This window comes from Streptomyces lincolnensis (assembly GCF_001685355.1).
Lineage (GTDB): Bacteria > Actinomycetota > Actinomycetes > Streptomycetales > Streptomycetaceae > Streptomyces > Streptomyces lincolnensis.
On record NZ_CP016438.1, the window covers coordinates 1,117,403 to 1,133,414 of the forward strand.

The window sequence follows — 16,012 nt, forward strand, 5'->3', positions numbered from 1 at the left end:
GCGGCGATGAAGGTCAGGAGCAGGAGACGGCGATCTTGCCCGGGGTGCCGGCGCCGAACGCGGTGAACGCCTCGGTGACCTGCTCCAGCGGGTAGATGGCGGTCACCGGCACCCGCAGCGCACCGGAGGCGACCTGCTCGGCCAGGGCGGTCAGGATCCGGGCGTCGGGGTTGGCCATGATCGTGTGGACGGTGACGTCCTGTCCCTTGACGTCGTCCTGGCCCAGGCCGGTGGTCGAGGCGAGCCGACCGCCGGGCCGCAGCAGAGCGGCCAGTTGGGCACCGTCGCCCGCCAGGTGCAGCACCGCGTCCACGCCGTCCGGGGCGATCGCGCGGACCTGTGCCTGAAGGTCTCCCGTGAAGTCGACGACGTGCACCTCCGCGTCGGTCAGGCCGGTGACGAAGTCGGTCTGTGCGCCGGGGCGGGCGGTAGCGATCACCTTCGCGCCACGGGCGGCGGCGAACTGCACCGCCAGTGAACCCACCCCGCCGGAGGCCCCCGAGATCAGCACCGTCTCGCCCTCGCCCAGGGCCACCGCGTCCAGGCTCACCACGGCAGTGGCCCCGGCCGCGCCCAGCGCGCCCGCGTCCCCCACCTCCAGGCCGGCGGGGCTGCGGACGACTCCGTGTCCGGCGGACACGGTGACGTACTCGGCCAGCGATCCGGCGCCCAGGAACGGCTTCAGCGCGACACCGAAGACCGCGTCACCGACCGCGAAGCCCTCCACGCCCTCGCCGAGCGCCTCGACGGTGCCCGCGAAGTCCTGGCCGAGGACCAGGGGGAACCTGTGCTCCATCATTCCTTGCAGGTGGCCGGCCGCGACGGCGGTGTCGAAGCCGTTCAATGAGGCGGCCGCCACCTTGACCAGCAATTCCCCGGCCTCCGGGCAAGGAGTGTCCACCTCGGTCACGGCCGGGGCCGAGGGGACGGATTCGAGCGTGACAGCGCGCATGGCAATACCCTTCGATTAAGTGGGCCGGGCGGTCCACTTCCGCCGCCCACCGTACAGCAGGAAGCGGCCCGGCCGTTCCACTTGTGTAGGGTGGCCGTATGACCTCCGCACCTTCCGACCGGACGCCGGACCAACAGCCCGGCACGGGACTGCGCGCCGACGCCGAACGCAACCGCGACCGCATCCTGGCCGCCGCCCGCCGCCTCTACGCCACCGAAGGACTCGGCGTCTCGATGGCCTCGGTCGCCCGCGAGGCAGGCGTCGGCAAGGCCACGCTCAGCCGCCGCTTCGCCACCCGGGAGGAGCTGATCAACGCGGTCTTCGCCGACCGCATGGACGCCTACGCCGACGCCGTCGCCGAGGCACTCGCCGACCCCGACCCCTGGCACGGCTTCACCGGCTACATCCACGCCGTCTGCGCCATGCAGGCCGCCGACCGCGGCTTCGCCGACGTCCTGACCATGTCCTTCCCCGCGGCCAAGGCCCTGGAAGCCCGCCGCACCGAGTCGTACAACGGATTCCTCGAACTCATCGCCCGCGCCCGCCGCAGCGGACACCTCCGCGAGGACTTCGTCCCGGAGGACCTCGTCATCCTCCAGATGGCCAACGCCGGCGTCCTCGCCGCCGCGGGCGACGACGCCCCCGACGCCTGGCGCCGCCTCGTCGGCCACATGCTCCGCTCCTACGCCACACCCGGCACCCCGATCCCCGCGGTGCCAGACGCCCCCAGGCCCACAGCCCTCTACCGCGCCATGGTCCGCCTCTCACGAACCGGCTCGGGCAGCGCATAGGTGCCGTGACGACGCGGGGGCCGCACTGGACGCTGGTGCCGTCCGGGGGCCGAGGACATCGCCGTAGGCTCCGGGCCGCGGTGTCATGCCGGATGGATGAGACGGCTTTCGTAGGCGAAGATCACGGCCTGTATCCGGTCGCGGAGTTCGAGCTTGTGCTCGATTCACCCTCAGCCGCTCGTCGCGGTCGGTGCTGCCGCCGTCGGGGATGTGCGGGCGGAAGTCGAGGCCGTAGATCCTCTGCCCATTTGTATTGACCGGTCAATTGCCTCTTTGTACGGTCTAACCATGGCCGTGCCGCTCTATGTACAGATCAGGCGAGAGTTCGAAGCGAAGATCCTGTCCGGGGCCCTCCCACCCGGCTCGCGTCTGCCGAGCGAGATGGATGTCACCGCCGAGTACGGCGTCAGTCGTGCCACGGCCCAACGGGTCCTCAACGACCTGGCCGACGCGGGGCTGGCCATCCGCCAGCGGCGCCACGGATCGTTCGTGGCGGATGTGACTCGGCAGATCAATCTGCTCAACTTCGTCACCCCCGCGGCGGCCGCGAAGGGCACGCCGGGCAGACACGACGTGGTTTCCGCGCGGATCGTCAGGGCCGCCGACGCCATTCTGTCCCTCCCCGGCGCCGCAGCCGACACGGCCGTAGTGGAACTGGTCCGCCGCAAACTGGACGTACGCGAGGAGCCGCAGTCGATCGAGCGGCACGTCGTCCTCTTCGCGGCCGCCCCCGACCTGCTGAACGAGAACCTCGAAGACCTCGTCACCCTGCCGTATCTGAAGCGCAGAGGCGTATCGATCGACTCGATCCGCCTCTACCTCGACCCGGTGGCCCTCGACGAGCACGACGCCGCATTGCTGCACAGCGAGACCGGAACACCCGCGCTGATGAGGCGCAGGGAGCTGCGTACCGATGACGGCAGCACCGTCGAGGTGGTGACGACCCTCGTCCGTCCGGGAACCGCCGAGTTCTTCCTGGAGCTTCCCGTGCCCGCCATGTGAGCAGCGCGCCGCCATGTGAGCAGCGTGCCGCTGCCAGAAAGGATGCGCACACAATGAAGGTCATCATCATCGGCGCCGGCGTACTGGGCCTGAGCGTCGCGAGGCAGCTCGCCGTCGCCGGCCAGGACGTTCTCCTGCTCGATCAGCGGGGAGCCGGCACCGGCACGACCGCGACCACCTTCGCCTGGACCAACTCCAGCCGGAAGCCCGACCCCAACTACCACCGGCTGAACCTCGCGGGGATGGAGGAGCACGCCAGGCTCGCCGGGCAACTGCGCGGCGCGCCGTCGTACTTCGCCGGCGGAGCGCAGCAGTGGGCGGACGCCGCGAATGAGCAGCGGCTCGCCGACAACGTGGAACGACTGCGGGCACTCGGCTACCCCGCACACTGGGTCACCCCCGACGAAGCGGCGCGGATCGCAGGCGGCCTTCGCATCCCGGCGACCATCACGTCCCTCGCGCACTTCCCCAGCGAGGGATACGTTCTGCCGGACCGTTTGGTGAACAGCCTGCTGGCGGACGCCGAGCGGCACGGGGCCACGTTCGCGATCGGCGAGGTCGTAGCCATCGACGACGGACCGGACCGAGTGTCCGTCACTCTGGCCGGAGGCGAGGTCCGCACGGGCGATCGAGTCGTCCTGGCGGCGGGCCGGTGGACAGAACGGCTCGCTGCACGGGCCGGGATCGACGTTCCCATGGTGACGGACACCGGTCGCGGAGCGCAGATCGTCGGCCTCCTCGGATACGCCAGGTCACCACAACTCGACCTGCGCTGCGTGATCCACAGTCCCGGCCTCAACCTCCGCCCCGAGGCCGACGGGCACACCGTCCTTCAGGCTCTCGATCTGAACGCCCACGTCGATCCGGCAGACCCACCGTCCGCGGACGGGGACATCGCACGCACCCTCGCCCGACGGTTCTCCGCCCTGCTGCCCGACCCGAGCCAGGCACCGGAGATCGACCTGCGCATCGGCCTCCGGTCACTGCCCGCGGACGGCCACACCATCGCCGGCTACGCCTCCGCGCAGTCCCGCGTCTACTGCCTCGTCTCGCACAGCGGGATCACGCTGGCGCCGATTCTGGGACGCCTGGTCGCGGCCGAGATCACAAACGATCAGGAGGAGGACCTCCTCGGGGCCTTCCGGCCCACACGATTCACCGGCGTACGGCGCTCGGACATCGAGGTGGCTCAACACGCCACCACTCTGGGCGAGCAGTAGCCGACAGCGCTCCTTACGGGTCCTGTCGGGGAGGTGCGATCACTCCGCCGATCCGGAGTTCTTGCGCTGATTGGCGTTGAAGCGCGCTTTCTTCTGCCGATTGCCGCACGTGTTCATCTCACACCATTTGCGGGTTCGACTCTGGCTGGTGTCGAAGAAGGCGGCTTGGCAGGTCGGTGACGCACACAAGGCCAGTTTTCCGTCTCGTTCGCCCGCGAGGATGCTGATCGCGTCGGCGGCGATCACGCTGAGGGCGTCCTCCACGCTGGAAGCCGAGCCGAGCTGCCATCGCCGCTCACCCTCGGGCGTCAGGACCGCCGCGGCCCGGCCCTGAACGCTGCGGTCGTTGATGACTTGGACAGCGGACGCGGGGAGAGCGTCCTGGGTCGCGGCCGCTGTCGCGGCGGCATGGATCGACTCCCTCAGTTCCCGGGCGAGTTCGAGCTGGGCAGTGGTGCAGGAGTCCACGGCGAGGCCGCTCACCGCCAGCCAGTCGACGAGTCGCTGCGGGGTGGGAATGCGCTCCACAGGGTCGCCACGACGCTCCGACAGAGTCCCCGTGAAGCTGGTCGCCAGCACCTTGCCGAGCCGGAAGTCAGGGAACGCAGCACGCATGGAACCACCTTAGCCGGTTGCAGCGTGGCTCGGAGAACTGTTAGAACCGTCTTAGCCGGTTCGCGACGGATCGACGCCGGTTCCACGACGGCCAGGAGGTCTCATGCCCCGCCCCACCAGCGACGTACAGGCATTCGAAGCCCACGCACCTGACGCCGACCTCGACGATCTGCGCGCGCGACTGGCCGCGGCGCGGCTGCCGGAGGCCGAGACGGTCCATCGCGCCGCGCCCGGCCCCCGCCGGTGGGGACAGGGCGTTCCGCTCGCCGACCTCGTCGATGTCGTGAAGTACTGGCGCACCGGGTACAACTGGCGGTCGTTCGAAGAGCGCCTCAACCAGATCGGCCAGTTCCGCACGACCATCGACGATCTGGGAATCCACTTCCTGCACCGCCGATCCGCGCGCGCGGACGCCACTCCCCTGGTCCTGACGCACGGCTGGCCGGGCAGCATTGCCGAGTTCGTCGATGTGGTGGACGAGCTGGCAGATCCGAAGAATGCGGACGCGCCTGCGTTCCACGTCGTGGTCCCGTCGCTACCGGGATTTGGTTACAGCGACAAGCCGGCCACCACCGGATGGGGAACCGAAAAGATCGCGGCCGCATGGGTGGAACTGATGGAAAGGCTCGGTTACAGCAGGTTCGCGGCCCATGGCGGCGACTGGGGAGGCAATATCACCACGGTTCTCGGCGGCAGGTTCCCGGAGCACGTTCTCGGCGTCCACACATTGTTCGCGGAGGCGCCGCCCGGGCTGACAACGGACGGGCTGACGGAGGTCGAACGCAAGTGGACCGAGGAGACCCGCGATTTCTGGAGCCACCGCGCGGCGTACGCGAAGCAGCAGGCGACCCGACCGCAGACCATCGGCTACTCGCTCGTCGACTCACCGGTCGGGCTTCTCGCCTGGATCCTCGACAAGTTCGCCGAGTGGTCGGACACCGAGGACAGCCCGTTCGAGACGATATCCATGGACCGCGTTCTCGACGACGTCACCCTGTACTGGCTGACGCGGACCGGCGCATCGGCGGCCCGCATCTACTACGAGAGCCACAACTCCCTGGACCCCGAACTCCGGGTCGACGTCCCGTCGGCAATCACCATGTACCCCCACGACATCGAGAAGTGTCCGCGCCCCTGGGCCCAGGAGCGGTACCGACGGATCGTCCGATGGAGGTCGCCCGAGAACGGGGGGCATTTCCCGTCGCTGGAGGTGCCCGAGTATTTCGTAACAGATCTCCAAGAGGGCCTCGCGGCAGTGCTGGCCGCCGACCGGTGAACACGGATCGGTGACCCGGCGCTCAGCACCGAACCAGCAAGGCATGGTGCCCTCACGCATAGCCGGCCCTCGAACTATGGTGCTCCGCCACATGTGCGCGTCGCATGCGGATTCCTACGGTATGGCGACACCCACCCGTCCCCGCCAGCCGCCAGGAAGTGGTACCGATGTCCTCCCCCGCAACCTCTCCCCCATCACCGTCTTCGTGGCCCCGCAACGGGGTTACCGGCCTTCGGAGTTGGCATGACCACCGGCTTCTTCGCGGGCCGGAAGGCTCTTCGTCATGTGGATGTGGCGATCAGTGCCGTGGCAGGCCGGGTGAACAGCACCGAAGGAGCCACGACGTGATCGACACCAGCGACATCGACGTCTACCTCGGACTGGACGTCGACAAGGGCGAACACCACGCCACCGCACTCACCCCCGCCGGGAAGAAGACCTTCGACAAACGGCTGCCCAACAGCGAACCCAAGCTCCGCGAGGTCTTCGCCAGGCTGCGGGCCAGACACGGCACCGTCCTCGTGTTCGTCGGCGCAGACGCTGCCGCGCTGATCGTCCCGAGCCTCGCGAACTCACTCCAGGCGGTGCTCGACCAGCGCAAAATCCTCGCCCATCGGATCGGGGAACTGCTGGAGGCCCACCCTCTGATGCAGTGCGGAGCGGATGCCTCGGGTCCTTCTGACCGATGAGGTCCGCCTTGAAGACAGGCACCGACTCCGCAGCGGCCTCGCCCCAGCCACCCGCAACTCCGGGTCTTCCGTCCGCGGCGAACAGCCCTCCAGTCGGGGCAACAAACAGCTCGAACGGGCCTTCTTCCTCTCCGCGTTCGCCGCCCTGGCCGACCCCGCCTCCCGCACCTACGACGACAAGAAGATCGCCCAGGGAAAGCACCACACCCAAGCCCTTCTCTGCCTCACCCGCCGCCGAGCCGACGTGCTCTTCGCGATGCTCCGCGACGGCACCTTCCACCAATCACCAACCCCGACCACCCCTTGACCAACGTCATAGGGGCACCCCGCCGTGCAGCGAGCCCGGACCGCGTGCCCGGTGGTCCTTTCGATTCAGACGGGTGTCAGCGCGAGCACTGTGTTGTGGCCTCCGAAGCCGAGGGAGTGGCTGAGGGCGAGTCCGAGCCGTTGGTTGCGAAGGGCCCCCGTGACGACGTCGATGCCGGCGGTGGTGTCGTCGGGTGCTTCGAAGTTGGCGGTCGGCGGGATGACGCCGCGGGCGATCGTCAGCACGGTGAGGGCCGCTTCGATGGCGCCCGCGGCACCCATGGTGTGCCCGAGGGCCCCCTTGGCCGAGGTGACCGGGGGGTGTCGGGTGGCGAACAGGTCGCGGATGACCGAGGCTTCCGCCCGGTCGTTGAGCGGGGTGCTCGTGCCGTGGGCGTTGATGTGGTCGACGTCGTCGGCGTGCGCCCCGGCATCGGCGAGAGCGCCCTCGATCGCGGCGCGCAACCCGGCCCCGCCGGGGTGCGGTGCGGTGGGGTGGTGGGCGTCGCTGGTGCTGCCGTGACCGACGAGGAGAGCCAGCGGCCCCGCGCCCCGCGCCTCGGCGTGCCGTCGGCGTTCGAGGACCAGCAGGGCGCTGCCCTCGCCGAGGACGAACCCGTCACGCTCCTTGTCGAACGGCCGTGAGGCCCGGCCTGGATCGTGCTCGCGCCGGGAGAGAGCCCCCATCTTGGCGAAGGCGGCGGCGCACAGCGGCGTGGCCATCGCGTCGGTCCCGCCCGCGACGGCGATGTCGCAGGCCCCGGCCTGCAGGAGCAGACAGGCGGTGATGAGGGCCGTGGCCCCGGAGGCGCAGGCCGTCGACGTCTGCAAGGAGGGGCCCCTGACGCCGAGTTCGAGCGCGAGGTGCCCCGCGGCCATGTTCGGCAGGAAGGCGGGCAGGGTCATGGGGGACACGGTGGTGTGCCCGGCGGTGAGCAGCTTGCGGTGCTGGGTTTCCAGGGTGTCGATGCCGCCGGCCGCGGTGCCGACGACCACGGCGACCCGTGCGGGGTCCCAGTGCCTCCCGGCGAGCCCCGCCGAGGCGAGGGCTTCCTCGGCTGCGAGCAGGAGGAAGCGGGTTCCCCGGTCGTGGCGCCAGAGCCTGCCCGGGCGCTTCTCGGGCGGTGGTACGCGACAGGAGAGGGTCACGGGCAGTCCCTGGAGAGTGGGGTCGGGGCGCGCGGCGGAGCGTCCGGCGCACACCGCTTCCCAGGTCGCCTCGGTACCGATGCCGCCGGGCGTGACCAGACCGATGCCGGTGACGGCGATCTCCTCCGTACGCATCACGCCGCTCCGCGGTCGGGATCCCCGAGGAGTTCGGCCACCGCGCGACTCACGTCGGCGACGGTGAGATCGCCGGAGGCCGTGGAGTCGTCGAGGGGCACCTGCCACTCCTCCTGGAGGGTGACGTACAGCTCCACCACGGCCAGTGAGTCCAGCTCCAGGTCGTCGAGGGTGGCGGCTTCGTTGATCCGGTCGGCGGGGACTTCGAACTTATCGCTGAGCACGGTCACGAGGCGGGCGTAGATGTCGGTGTGGTCGTGGTCCATGGGTGACTCCTCGAGAGGTCGGCGGCGCACAGCGGTGTGGTGTCCGGGTCGGCGGGTGGTGGCTGTGAACGGGGTACGGCGTCCGGCCAGTTGAGGGCGACGGATGCCCAGGTGAGGCCGCCGCCGAAGGCCGTGAGCAGGGCCCGCTCACCGGGACGGACCGCCGCGTGCACCGTGCTGTCGGCCATGACGAGGGGGATCGACGCGGCCGCGGTGTTGCCGGTGTGGTGGATGGTGCCGAACCGGCGGGCCGCGGCGATGCCCAGGCGTTCGGCGACGGCGTCGAGGATGCGCTGGTTGGCCTGGTGGCCGATGAACGCACCAAGGGTGTCGGGCGGCCATCCGGTCCGCTCCAGGACGGTGCGGGAGGACTGCGTCATACGGCGCACGGCGTGGGCGTAGACCGTACGTCCCTGCATGCGGAAGTAGTGCGAGTCGGGTCCGGGCGAGGGCAGCCCGCGGGGATGGCGTGAGCCGCCGCCGGACACGGTGATGAGGTCGCTGCCGCTGCCGTCGGCACCGAGGTCGGTGGCGAGGACCGCTCCGGGGGCATCGTGGCCACCGGGGCGGAGCAGGACCGCGGCGGCGCCGTCTCCGAAGATCGGCGCTGTCTCCCGGTCGCGTGGATCGACGATCGTCGTGTAGGTGTCGGCGCCGATCACCAGCGGGGTCGAGCAGGTTCCGGCGCGGACCAGAGCGGTCGCGGTGACGAGTGCGTACAGGAATCCCGAGCAGACGGCGGCGAGGTCGAACGCGGGGATCGTACCGAGGCCCAGCCGGTGAGCGACGGCGGGGGCGGTCGCGGGGCAGGGGTGGTCGGGGGTGCTGGTGGCCAGGAGGAGCATGTCGGGCCGGTGGTCCCCGGCGGAGTCGAGGGCCGCTCGGCCGGCGCCGACGGCGAGGTCGCCGGTACTCGTGCCCTGCTCGGCGTGGCGGCGGCGCGCGATGCCGGTCCTGGTACGGATCCAGGTGTCGTCGGTGCGCAGCGCGCCGCGCGCGATGACGGTGTCGTTGTCGACCACGTGTTCCGGGAGACAGGCGCCGATTCCCGTGATGACGGCGGTCGCGTTGCTCTCAGCAAGGGACATCACGCGGCGGCGAACGGCGAGGGCGGCTTGGGGTATCCGGCCAGGCCCCCGTCCGGCACGGCGAGTCCGCCGTCGACGACCAGGGCGTGCCCGGTCACGAACGACGAGGCGGGTGAGGCGAGGAAGAGCGTGGCGCCGACCACCTCGTCGGCGGTGGCCCAGCGGCCGAGCGGGACGTGGCTGGTGAGCCAGTCGGACAAGGGCTCGGTGTCAGCGGCGAACGCGGTCATGTCGGTGCGGGTCCAGCCTGGGCACAGGGCGTTGACCCGGATGCCCTGACGTGCCCAGCCGACGGCGAGCGAGCGGGTCAGGGACAGCTGGGCGGCCTTGGTGGCGGCGTACGCCTCCATCATGGGAGTGCCGACGAGTCCGGCGACGGACGACATCAGGACGAGACTGGCCCGCCCGGAGTCGGCAAGGTGCGGGTGGGCGGCGCGGCACAGGGCCGCCGTGGCATTGAGGTTGACCGATACGACGGTCTCCCAGTCCTGCTGCCGGGCGTGCTGCAGGGGCACCAGGAGCGGTGCCCCGTCCTCGGTGGTGGGGAGGATGCCGGCGTTGTGGACGACCACGTCGAGGCCGCCCAGCGCGGCGGCGGCCCGGTCGACGAGGTCGGCCGCGGCACCGGGTTCCGCCAGGTCCGCGTCGAGGGCGACGGCCTTGCGACCGCGGTCCTGGACCGACCGCACGGTGTCGTCGAGGGCGGCCGGGGTGCGGGCCGTCAGGGCCAGGTCGCAGCCGGCATCGGCCAGCCCCTGGGCGACAGCCTTGCCGATGCCCCGCGAGGCACCGGTCACCAGGGCACGGGCGCCGTCCAGGCGGAAGAGGTCAACAGCGTTCATCGGGGGGATCCTTCTGTCTCGTGGAGTTCGGGCGGAGAGGTCCGGGTGAGCGCGGTGCGGGCCGGGGCCCCGGTCCAGGTGAGCAGCCCGCTGCCCCAGGTCATGCCGGCACCGAACACGGCGAGGAGGACCCGGTCGCCGGCCCGCAGTCCGTTCTGTGCGGCGGTGGCCAGGGCGTACGGAGTGCTGGCGGCGCCGATGTTGCCCACTTCGTCGCCGACGACGACCAACCGGCCGTCGGGGATGCCCAGTTCGGCTCCGATACGGCGGAGCAGCACGGGGTTGGGCTGGTGGGCGACGACGCGGTCGATGTCCTGGAGGGAGAGGCCGGCGCGGTCGAGGGTGTCGGTGATCAGCCGCGGGAAGACCTCGGTGATGAAGCGGCTGATGGTCCGGCCGTCCATGTGGATGCGGTGGTCCCCCTGCGCGATCGTGGCCGCGTCGGCGGGCAGACGGCTGCCGCCCGCCGGGATGAGCACCCGGTCGGCGAGGGTGCCGTCGGAGCCGAAGGAGAAGTGGGCGAAGCCCTGTGGGGCGGCCACCGGGGAGAGGACCGAGGCGGCGGCTCCGTCGGCGAACAGCACCGCGGTGCCCCGGTCCGTGGGATCGAGGAACTTCGAGTACGCCTCGACGCCCACGACCGCCGCGTACCGGATCTCCGGGGAGGCGAGCAGCCAGTCGTGCGCCACCTTCGCCGCGAAGAGCCACCCGGAACAGGCCGCGCTGACATCGAGGGCGACGGCCCGGGAGGCGCCCAGCACGGCCTGGATCCGGCAGGCGGTCGACGGGCCCAGTTCGTCGGGCGTGGAGGTCGCGCAGACCAGCAGCCCGATGTCGGATACGTCGATCCCGGCGGTGTCGGCCGCGGCACGCACCGCACGGGCGGCCAGGTCGGAGGCGGCCTCGTCGGCGGCGGCGACATGACGTTTCCGTACGCCCGTGCGCTCGCTGATCCACTCGGCGGTCACCCCGGCGTCGCGGGCCACGTCGGCATTGGAACGCACCTGGGCCGGCAGATACGTGCCCATGCCGAGGACACCGATACGGCGGCGGTCCACGGCGTCCGTCATGCCGCGCCTCCGAGCGTCCACGTCAGCCTGCCGTCCGTCGCCGCGTTGACGTCCGCGGCGGCGAGCGGGGCGGTCGCGATGTCGTTGGGGAAAGCGAACACCTCGGCCAGCAGCGGGAGTTGGGGCAGGATCGCGTCGCACAGCCGGTCGGCGGCAGCCGTGAGGGCGTCCACGTCGGCGGGCCGCAGTGTGCCGCGGGCGAGCAGGGATCCCGCCCAGCGGCGGGCCGTGGTGACACCGTGCAGTGCGGCGAGGGGCGCGAGGGCGCGGGTGAGTCCGGGGTCCGTCCTCGGCGCGAGGGTGTGTGCCACGTCGTCGGCCGTGAGCCGGGTCGCGTGCAGCTCGCCGAGCAGGCCGGCGTCCTCCAGGAGGGGGTCCCAGAGGTCGAAGGGGTCGGCCGTCTCCTGGGCACGGAGGTCACGCTGCCGTCGCAGGTGCTCGGTCAGCAGGTACTCGTGGCGCCGGGCGAGCGCCGGCCACCACAGCGGAGAGTCGGGGGACAGGTCGTCGGGCGCTGCGGGTACCGGGGCCGGGACGTACTGTTCGACCAGCGTGCGACCGATGTCGTACAGGATGAGCTGGCTGTCTCCGCCCGCGGTGTCGAAGGCGTGGTGGAAGCCGTGGTATCCGGCGAGGCCATTGGCGTCCAGATGGCCTGAGAAGCCGCAGCGGCGCTGGCAGTCGGCGGCGACACGGCCGGCCGTACGCACCGCGAGGGCCTTGTAGGCGGCCAGGGGGGCGCTGACGGCGGCCCAGGGCGTGAACCCCATGGCGGTGTCCGCCTGTTGGGCGTTCCCAGCCGCGAGGGAGTCGGCCCACAGGGCGCTCGCCCTGTGCGCGGCGCAGGTCAGGGCGAACGCGTCGGCGAGGGCGCCCAGCACGGCGCGCTGCTGGCTTCGATAGCCGAGCAGAGGTGCGCCGGGAGCGAGCCGTCCCTGAGTACGGCGCTGCCGTGCGTAGTTGACGGCCTGCACGGCGGACTGGCGGCAGGTCGCAGCGGCCACCGCGGGCATCGTCGCCCACAGTCCCTGGCCCACCCGCAGGGTGCGCTGAAGCCGCAGGTCGGGGGAGCCGGCCGGATCGTGGAAGGTACCGTCACCGTCGATGCGGGCGCCGTCGCCGAGCCAGTGGGCGAACGGCAGGCGGACGTGGTGGAAGCGGATGTGGACGTAGTCCAGGGGCAGGGCGCCCAGTTCGAGGCCCGAGGACATCTCGACGCCGGGCAGGAGCCCGTGCTCGTCGGTGATGTCGGCCACGAACGCGAAGACGCCCTGGTCGACGCCCCCGACGTACAGTCGCGCGAGGACCACGCCGGTCTGCGGGACGGTGCGTGACCCGGCGCTGCAGAACTTGGCGGCGCCGGGATCGGGGGTGTGCAGGACGAACTCGCCGCTCGCCGGGTCGAATTCGGCGCGGGTGGCCGTGGCGAGGTGGCTGTTCGCCTGACCCACCTCGGTGATCATGTAGACGCCCTTGGCGCGTCCGGACTCCAGCGCCGCCATACGAGCTTCCAAGGCGGCCGGTTCGGCGGAGAGTTGAGCCATGGATCCAAGGCAGAGCAGGTAGTGGACCAGCGCCGTCAGGCACAAGGCGGGATCCGCCACGGCCGTCCAGGCGTGCAGCGCGGCCAGTTGGGCCGGGTCCTCGAAGAGGCGGCGGGCGGGGGGCAGTTCCTCGCCGAGCACCCTCAGCCGGCGCAGCAGGCGCTCGCCGCGGGCGCCGTCCGTCCCGGGGTCGGCGGCCAGCGCCTTGTGGAGGGCGGAGAGGAAGGAGGGGTCGCAGGGGCCGTCGACGAACTGCCGTAACGCTTCGTACGCGGCCACAGGAGGAGGTGCGGAGGACATCGGGGGACTCCAGGGCGATGGGCGGGGAGGGTCATCGAGGGAAGGTCATCGGGAGCGCGCCGGGTTCGGCGAGCGGAGCGCGTACGAGCGTGGGGTGCCGGGACAGGACCGCGCGGGCGCTGGACGCCAGGGCGCTGCCGGTGCCGGCCTCGAAGACGACGTCCGGTTCGCACAGCGCCACCTGGTGCAGCACATCGGGCACTCTGGCGGGCCGCACCAGGCAGTCGGCCAGCCGCCGGGGGAGGTCGTCGCCGACGGTGTAGGCGCGGCCGGCCACGGCCGAGTGGACGGGAAAGCGTGCCTCGGCACGGTCGTAGGCCCGTACCGCCGCGGCGAACGCCTCCGACTCGGCCTGGAGCGCGGGGTGGTGGGAGGTGAACGGCAGGCGGAGGCGCAGGGCAGTCACCTTCGTCTCCGCCGCTGTCTTCTCGACGCGGGCGAGTTCGGCGACGGACCCGGCGACCACTACGGATCGGTCGTCGTTGACCACGGCCACCACCACGTCCTGGGTGCCCGCACCGTCGATCACATCCCGCGCGGTCCGTTCCGGACAGGACAGGAGGGTCAGTCCCCCGGGACAGGAGGAGAGGACGCGAGCGAGGTCGTGTGCGGCACGCGCACCGTCGTCCAGGGTGAGAACACCGGCGGCGGTGAGGGCGGCGATCTCCCCGAAGCTCACCCCGACGACGGCCAACGGCTCCCCGTGGGCACGGCACAGTGCATGATGCACCGTCATGGATACTCCGAACAGGGCGAGTTGTGCGGCTCCGACGGCGTCAGCGGCCAGCTCGCGAGCGGTCGGCGGTGTCGGGCCCAGCAACCAGGGCCCCAGCGGCCGGAGTCCACGCTCCCCCGCGACGCCGTCGATGGCCTCGAAGACCTGCTCGGCGGCCGTGCGCATCGACGCGTCGGCACGTACGGCGCGCACCAGAGCGCCGACGGAGAAGTCACCCTGCCCGGGAAACAGGTGCACTGTTCTCCACCGGCCGGACGGATGATCGGGGATCCGCGATGTGCTCGTGTCCATCTCCATCCTTCGCTCAAGGTATGTGTCATCGCATGAGGGGCGCACGACTGCGGTGGATGCGCCGATCTTGCGCACTGCACACCGCCGCGACCGCGCTCCACACTGACCCTGCTCGCGCGAAAGCGCTTCCACCGCAGGTGCGGGCGACCAGGACGTTGAACCTGTGCGGACGTTGAACGTCCGCATCACGAAGGCGAGGGAAGGGCCGTGCGATCTGCCCGTACACCGAACCAGGACTTACGAAGCCTCCTGGGCCAGGCGGGATGGAGCGGCGCCCGGCTGGCACGGGAGGTGAACTCGCTCGGCATCGAGCAGGGAACGGCGCTGCACTACGACCGCACATCAGTGGCCCACTGGCTGGCCGGCAGCCGGCCCCGGCCGCCCGTTCCCGCTCTTGTCGCCGAGGCCCTCTCACGCCATCTGGGCAGGCCCGTCCGGCCGCAGGACACTGGGCTGACCGCACGCGGACAGGACCCGGGTGACCTGCCCGGCGCCCCGCCCGGCGAAGGGAGCGGAGTGGACCGCCTCGATCACCTGCTGCGCCTCACCGACCGACGAACCGCCTCCCTGCTGGGCACCTATTCACTCGGGGCACTGACAGCCCCGCACTGGCCGTCCGCCTCGGTCCGAGGGCCTGTCCCCCGGACCGGCGCAGGATCGGCCATCGGCATGGCGCACGTCGAATCGGCGCGCGAGCTGCTCGATGTCCTCGCCCGCGGCGACGCCGTCTTCGGCGCCGGTCGGATACGGCAGGCACTGCGCCGGTACCTGGCCACGGCGGTGTTGCCCTGGCTCAAGGCGGACCTCAAACCCGTCGTACGCGGGGAGCTGTTCAGCGTGGCTGCCCGGCTCACCTACCTGTGCGCGTTCGCCCACTTCGACACCAACCGCCAAGCCGCGGCCCAGCACTTCTACCTGACGAGCGCCGAACTCGCCCGCGAGGCAGGAGACCGCGTCGGCTACGCCCTGGCCTTGCGGGGCCTGAGCGTCCAGGCCCACGCGCTCGAACACCATGCCGCCGCCCACCGTCTCGCCGAGCAGGCCGTACTGGTCGGCATCCGGCACACTCCCCCACACCAACAGGCGTTCCTTCTGGGCCAGTTGGTGGTCACTGGGGCGGCCCTGGGCAACCGCGGCCATGTCCGCCATCTCGTGCGGGCCGAGAAATGTCTGGAACGCGCGTCGAGCGGTACCACCTCACCGGTCGGCTCCTTCCATCTGGGCTCGCTCGCACTCCAGCACGCGGTGGCGGCCCGCAGCCAGGGACGCCACCGGACCGCCGTGGAATCGCTCGGCCGCGCCCTGCGCCACCGCCCCGCCGACGAGCGACGCTCCCACGCCGTCTGCCTCGCCGAACTGGCGGAGACCCAGCTGACCATCGGCCACCTCGACCAGGCGTGTCACACCTGGCACGCCTTCCTGGACCTCTACCCCCACATCTCCAGCGCCCGCGCCGACGACCGGATCCGTGTCCTGGCCTCACGGCTGCGCCCACACACCGGCAACCGGTCCGCCGCACTCCTACTCGCCCGGGCTCGCGAGACACAGAGGAAGCCGGGTACGGCCGGAGTCCCCCGCAGTGATCACTGATCCATTGGGGTGGTGCTCCCCGACAAGAGCGGCACCGGGGCCGACCGGCCGTCTTGGATGACGCTGTCGCGTGTCCCCAACACCCCCTTCAGGAACGATGAACCGAAGCGTGCTCTCCGAAGTGTTCCGCGCAACCGCGCCACTCCTCGC

Annotated in this window: 14 protein-coding genes and 1 pseudogene; 6 read left to right on the plus strand and 9 right to left on the minus strand. The window is 71.2% G+C overall.

The genetic code is table 11. The annotated features are described in order from the left end of the window. Positions 1-13: 13 nt before the first annotated feature. Positions 14-952: an NADP-dependent oxidoreductase gene (locus SLINC_RS04935; RefSeq protein ID WP_067427284.1), complete on the minus strand. Its 939-nt coding sequence runs from the start codon at positions 950-952 to the stop codon at positions 14-16. A gap of 98 nt (positions 953-1,050) precedes the next feature. Between SLINC_RS04935 and SLINC_RS04940 the strand changes: the two genes are divergently transcribed. From SLINC_RS04940 to SLINC_RS04950, 3 genes are all read left to right on the plus strand, one after another. Then, complete coding sequence (locus SLINC_RS04940; RefSeq protein ID WP_067427286.1) at positions 1,051-1,743, plus strand: TetR/AcrR family transcriptional regulator; 693 nt, start codon at positions 1,051-1,053, stop codon at positions 1,741-1,743. Positions 1,744-2,031: 288 nt separating this feature from the next. After that, positions 2,032-2,745 carry a GntR family transcriptional regulator gene (locus SLINC_RS04945; protein ID WP_067427288.1) on the plus strand — a complete coding sequence of 238 codons (714 nt, stop codon included), beginning with the start codon at positions 2,032-2,034 and terminating at the stop codon, positions 2,743-2,745. A 53-nt stretch (positions 2,746-2,798) separates the two neighbouring features. Next, the gene (locus SLINC_RS04950; protein ID WP_067427290.1) at positions 2,799-3,965 is read left to right on the plus strand and encodes an NAD(P)/FAD-dependent oxidoreductase; all 1,167 of its coding nucleotides are present in this window, start codon (positions 2,799-2,801) and stop codon (positions 3,963-3,965) included. 39 nt (positions 3,966-4,004) lie between these two features. Here the strand turns inward: SLINC_RS04950 and SLINC_RS04955 are convergent, their stop codons facing one another. Then, positions 4,005-4,580, minus strand: a complete 576-nt coding sequence (locus SLINC_RS04955; protein WP_067427291.1) for a CGNR zinc finger domain-containing protein — start codon at positions 4,578-4,580, stop codon at positions 4,005-4,007. A 103-nt stretch (positions 4,581-4,683) separates the two neighbouring features. Between SLINC_RS04955 and SLINC_RS04960 the strand changes: the two genes are divergently transcribed. Beyond that, positions 4,684-5,856 carry an epoxide hydrolase family protein gene (locus SLINC_RS04960; protein WP_067427292.1) on the plus strand — a complete coding sequence of 391 codons (1,173 nt, stop codon included), beginning with the start codon at positions 4,684-4,686 and terminating at the stop codon, positions 5,854-5,856. 344 nt (positions 5,857-6,200) lie between these two features. Further along, positions 6,201-6,852 (plus strand): annotated as a pseudogene (locus tag SLINC_RS50375) (IS110 family transposase). A 65-nt stretch (positions 6,853-6,917) separates the two neighbouring features. Here the strand turns inward: SLINC_RS50375 and SLINC_RS04970 are convergent. From SLINC_RS04970 to SLINC_RS05000, 7 genes are read right to left on the minus strand one after another with little or no spacing between them, the layout of a single operon-like run. Beyond that, a complete protein-coding gene (locus SLINC_RS04970; protein ID WP_067427294.1) occupies positions 6,918-8,135 on the minus strand; it encodes a beta-ketoacyl-[acyl-carrier-protein] synthase family protein in 1,218 nt (405 codons plus the stop codon). Further along, on the minus strand, positions 8,135-8,401 hold the full coding sequence (locus tag SLINC_RS04975; RefSeq protein ID WP_067427296.1) for an acyl carrier protein: 267 nt from the start codon (positions 8,399-8,401) through the stop codon (positions 8,135-8,137). Before SLINC_RS04975 ends, SLINC_RS04970 begins: the two co-directional genes overlap by 1 nt. After that, positions 8,362-9,489: a beta-ketoacyl-ACP synthase III gene (locus tag SLINC_RS04980; RefSeq protein ID WP_067427298.1), complete on the minus strand. Its 1,128-nt coding sequence runs from the start codon at positions 9,487-9,489 to the stop codon at positions 8,362-8,364. Before SLINC_RS04980 ends, SLINC_RS04975 begins: the two co-directional genes overlap by 40 nt. Beyond that, positions 9,489-10,331, minus strand: a complete 843-nt coding sequence (locus SLINC_RS04985; protein ID WP_067427300.1) for an SDR family NAD(P)-dependent oxidoreductase — start codon at positions 10,329-10,331, stop codon at positions 9,489-9,491. Before SLINC_RS04985 ends, SLINC_RS04980 begins: the two co-directional genes overlap by 1 nt. After that, positions 10,328-11,401: a 3-oxoacyl-ACP synthase III family protein gene (locus tag SLINC_RS04990; RefSeq protein WP_067427302.1), complete on the minus strand. Its 1,074-nt coding sequence runs from the start codon at positions 11,399-11,401 to the stop codon at positions 10,328-10,330. The genes SLINC_RS04985 and SLINC_RS04990 overlap by 4 nt, the downstream gene beginning before the upstream one ends. Further along, positions 11,398-13,245 carry an acyl-CoA dehydrogenase family protein gene (locus tag SLINC_RS04995; protein WP_067427304.1) on the minus strand — a complete coding sequence of 616 codons (1,848 nt, stop codon included), beginning with the start codon at positions 13,243-13,245 and terminating at the stop codon, positions 11,398-11,400. The genes SLINC_RS04990 and SLINC_RS04995 overlap by 4 nt, the downstream gene beginning before the upstream one ends. Positions 13,246-13,276: 31 nt before the next feature. Beyond that, positions 13,277-14,218 (minus strand): acyltransferase domain-containing protein, encoded by a 942-nt coding sequence (locus SLINC_RS05000; protein WP_225988242.1) that lies wholly within the window; start codon positions 14,216-14,218, stop codon positions 13,277-13,279. A 261-nt stretch (positions 14,219-14,479) separates the two neighbouring features. Between SLINC_RS05000 and SLINC_RS05005 the strand changes: the two genes are divergently transcribed. After that, positions 14,480-15,862 (plus strand): tetratricopeptide repeat protein, encoded by a 1,383-nt coding sequence (locus SLINC_RS05005; protein WP_067427307.1) that lies wholly within the window; start codon positions 14,480-14,482, stop codon positions 15,860-15,862. Positions 15,863-16,012 lie beyond the last annotated feature (150 nt).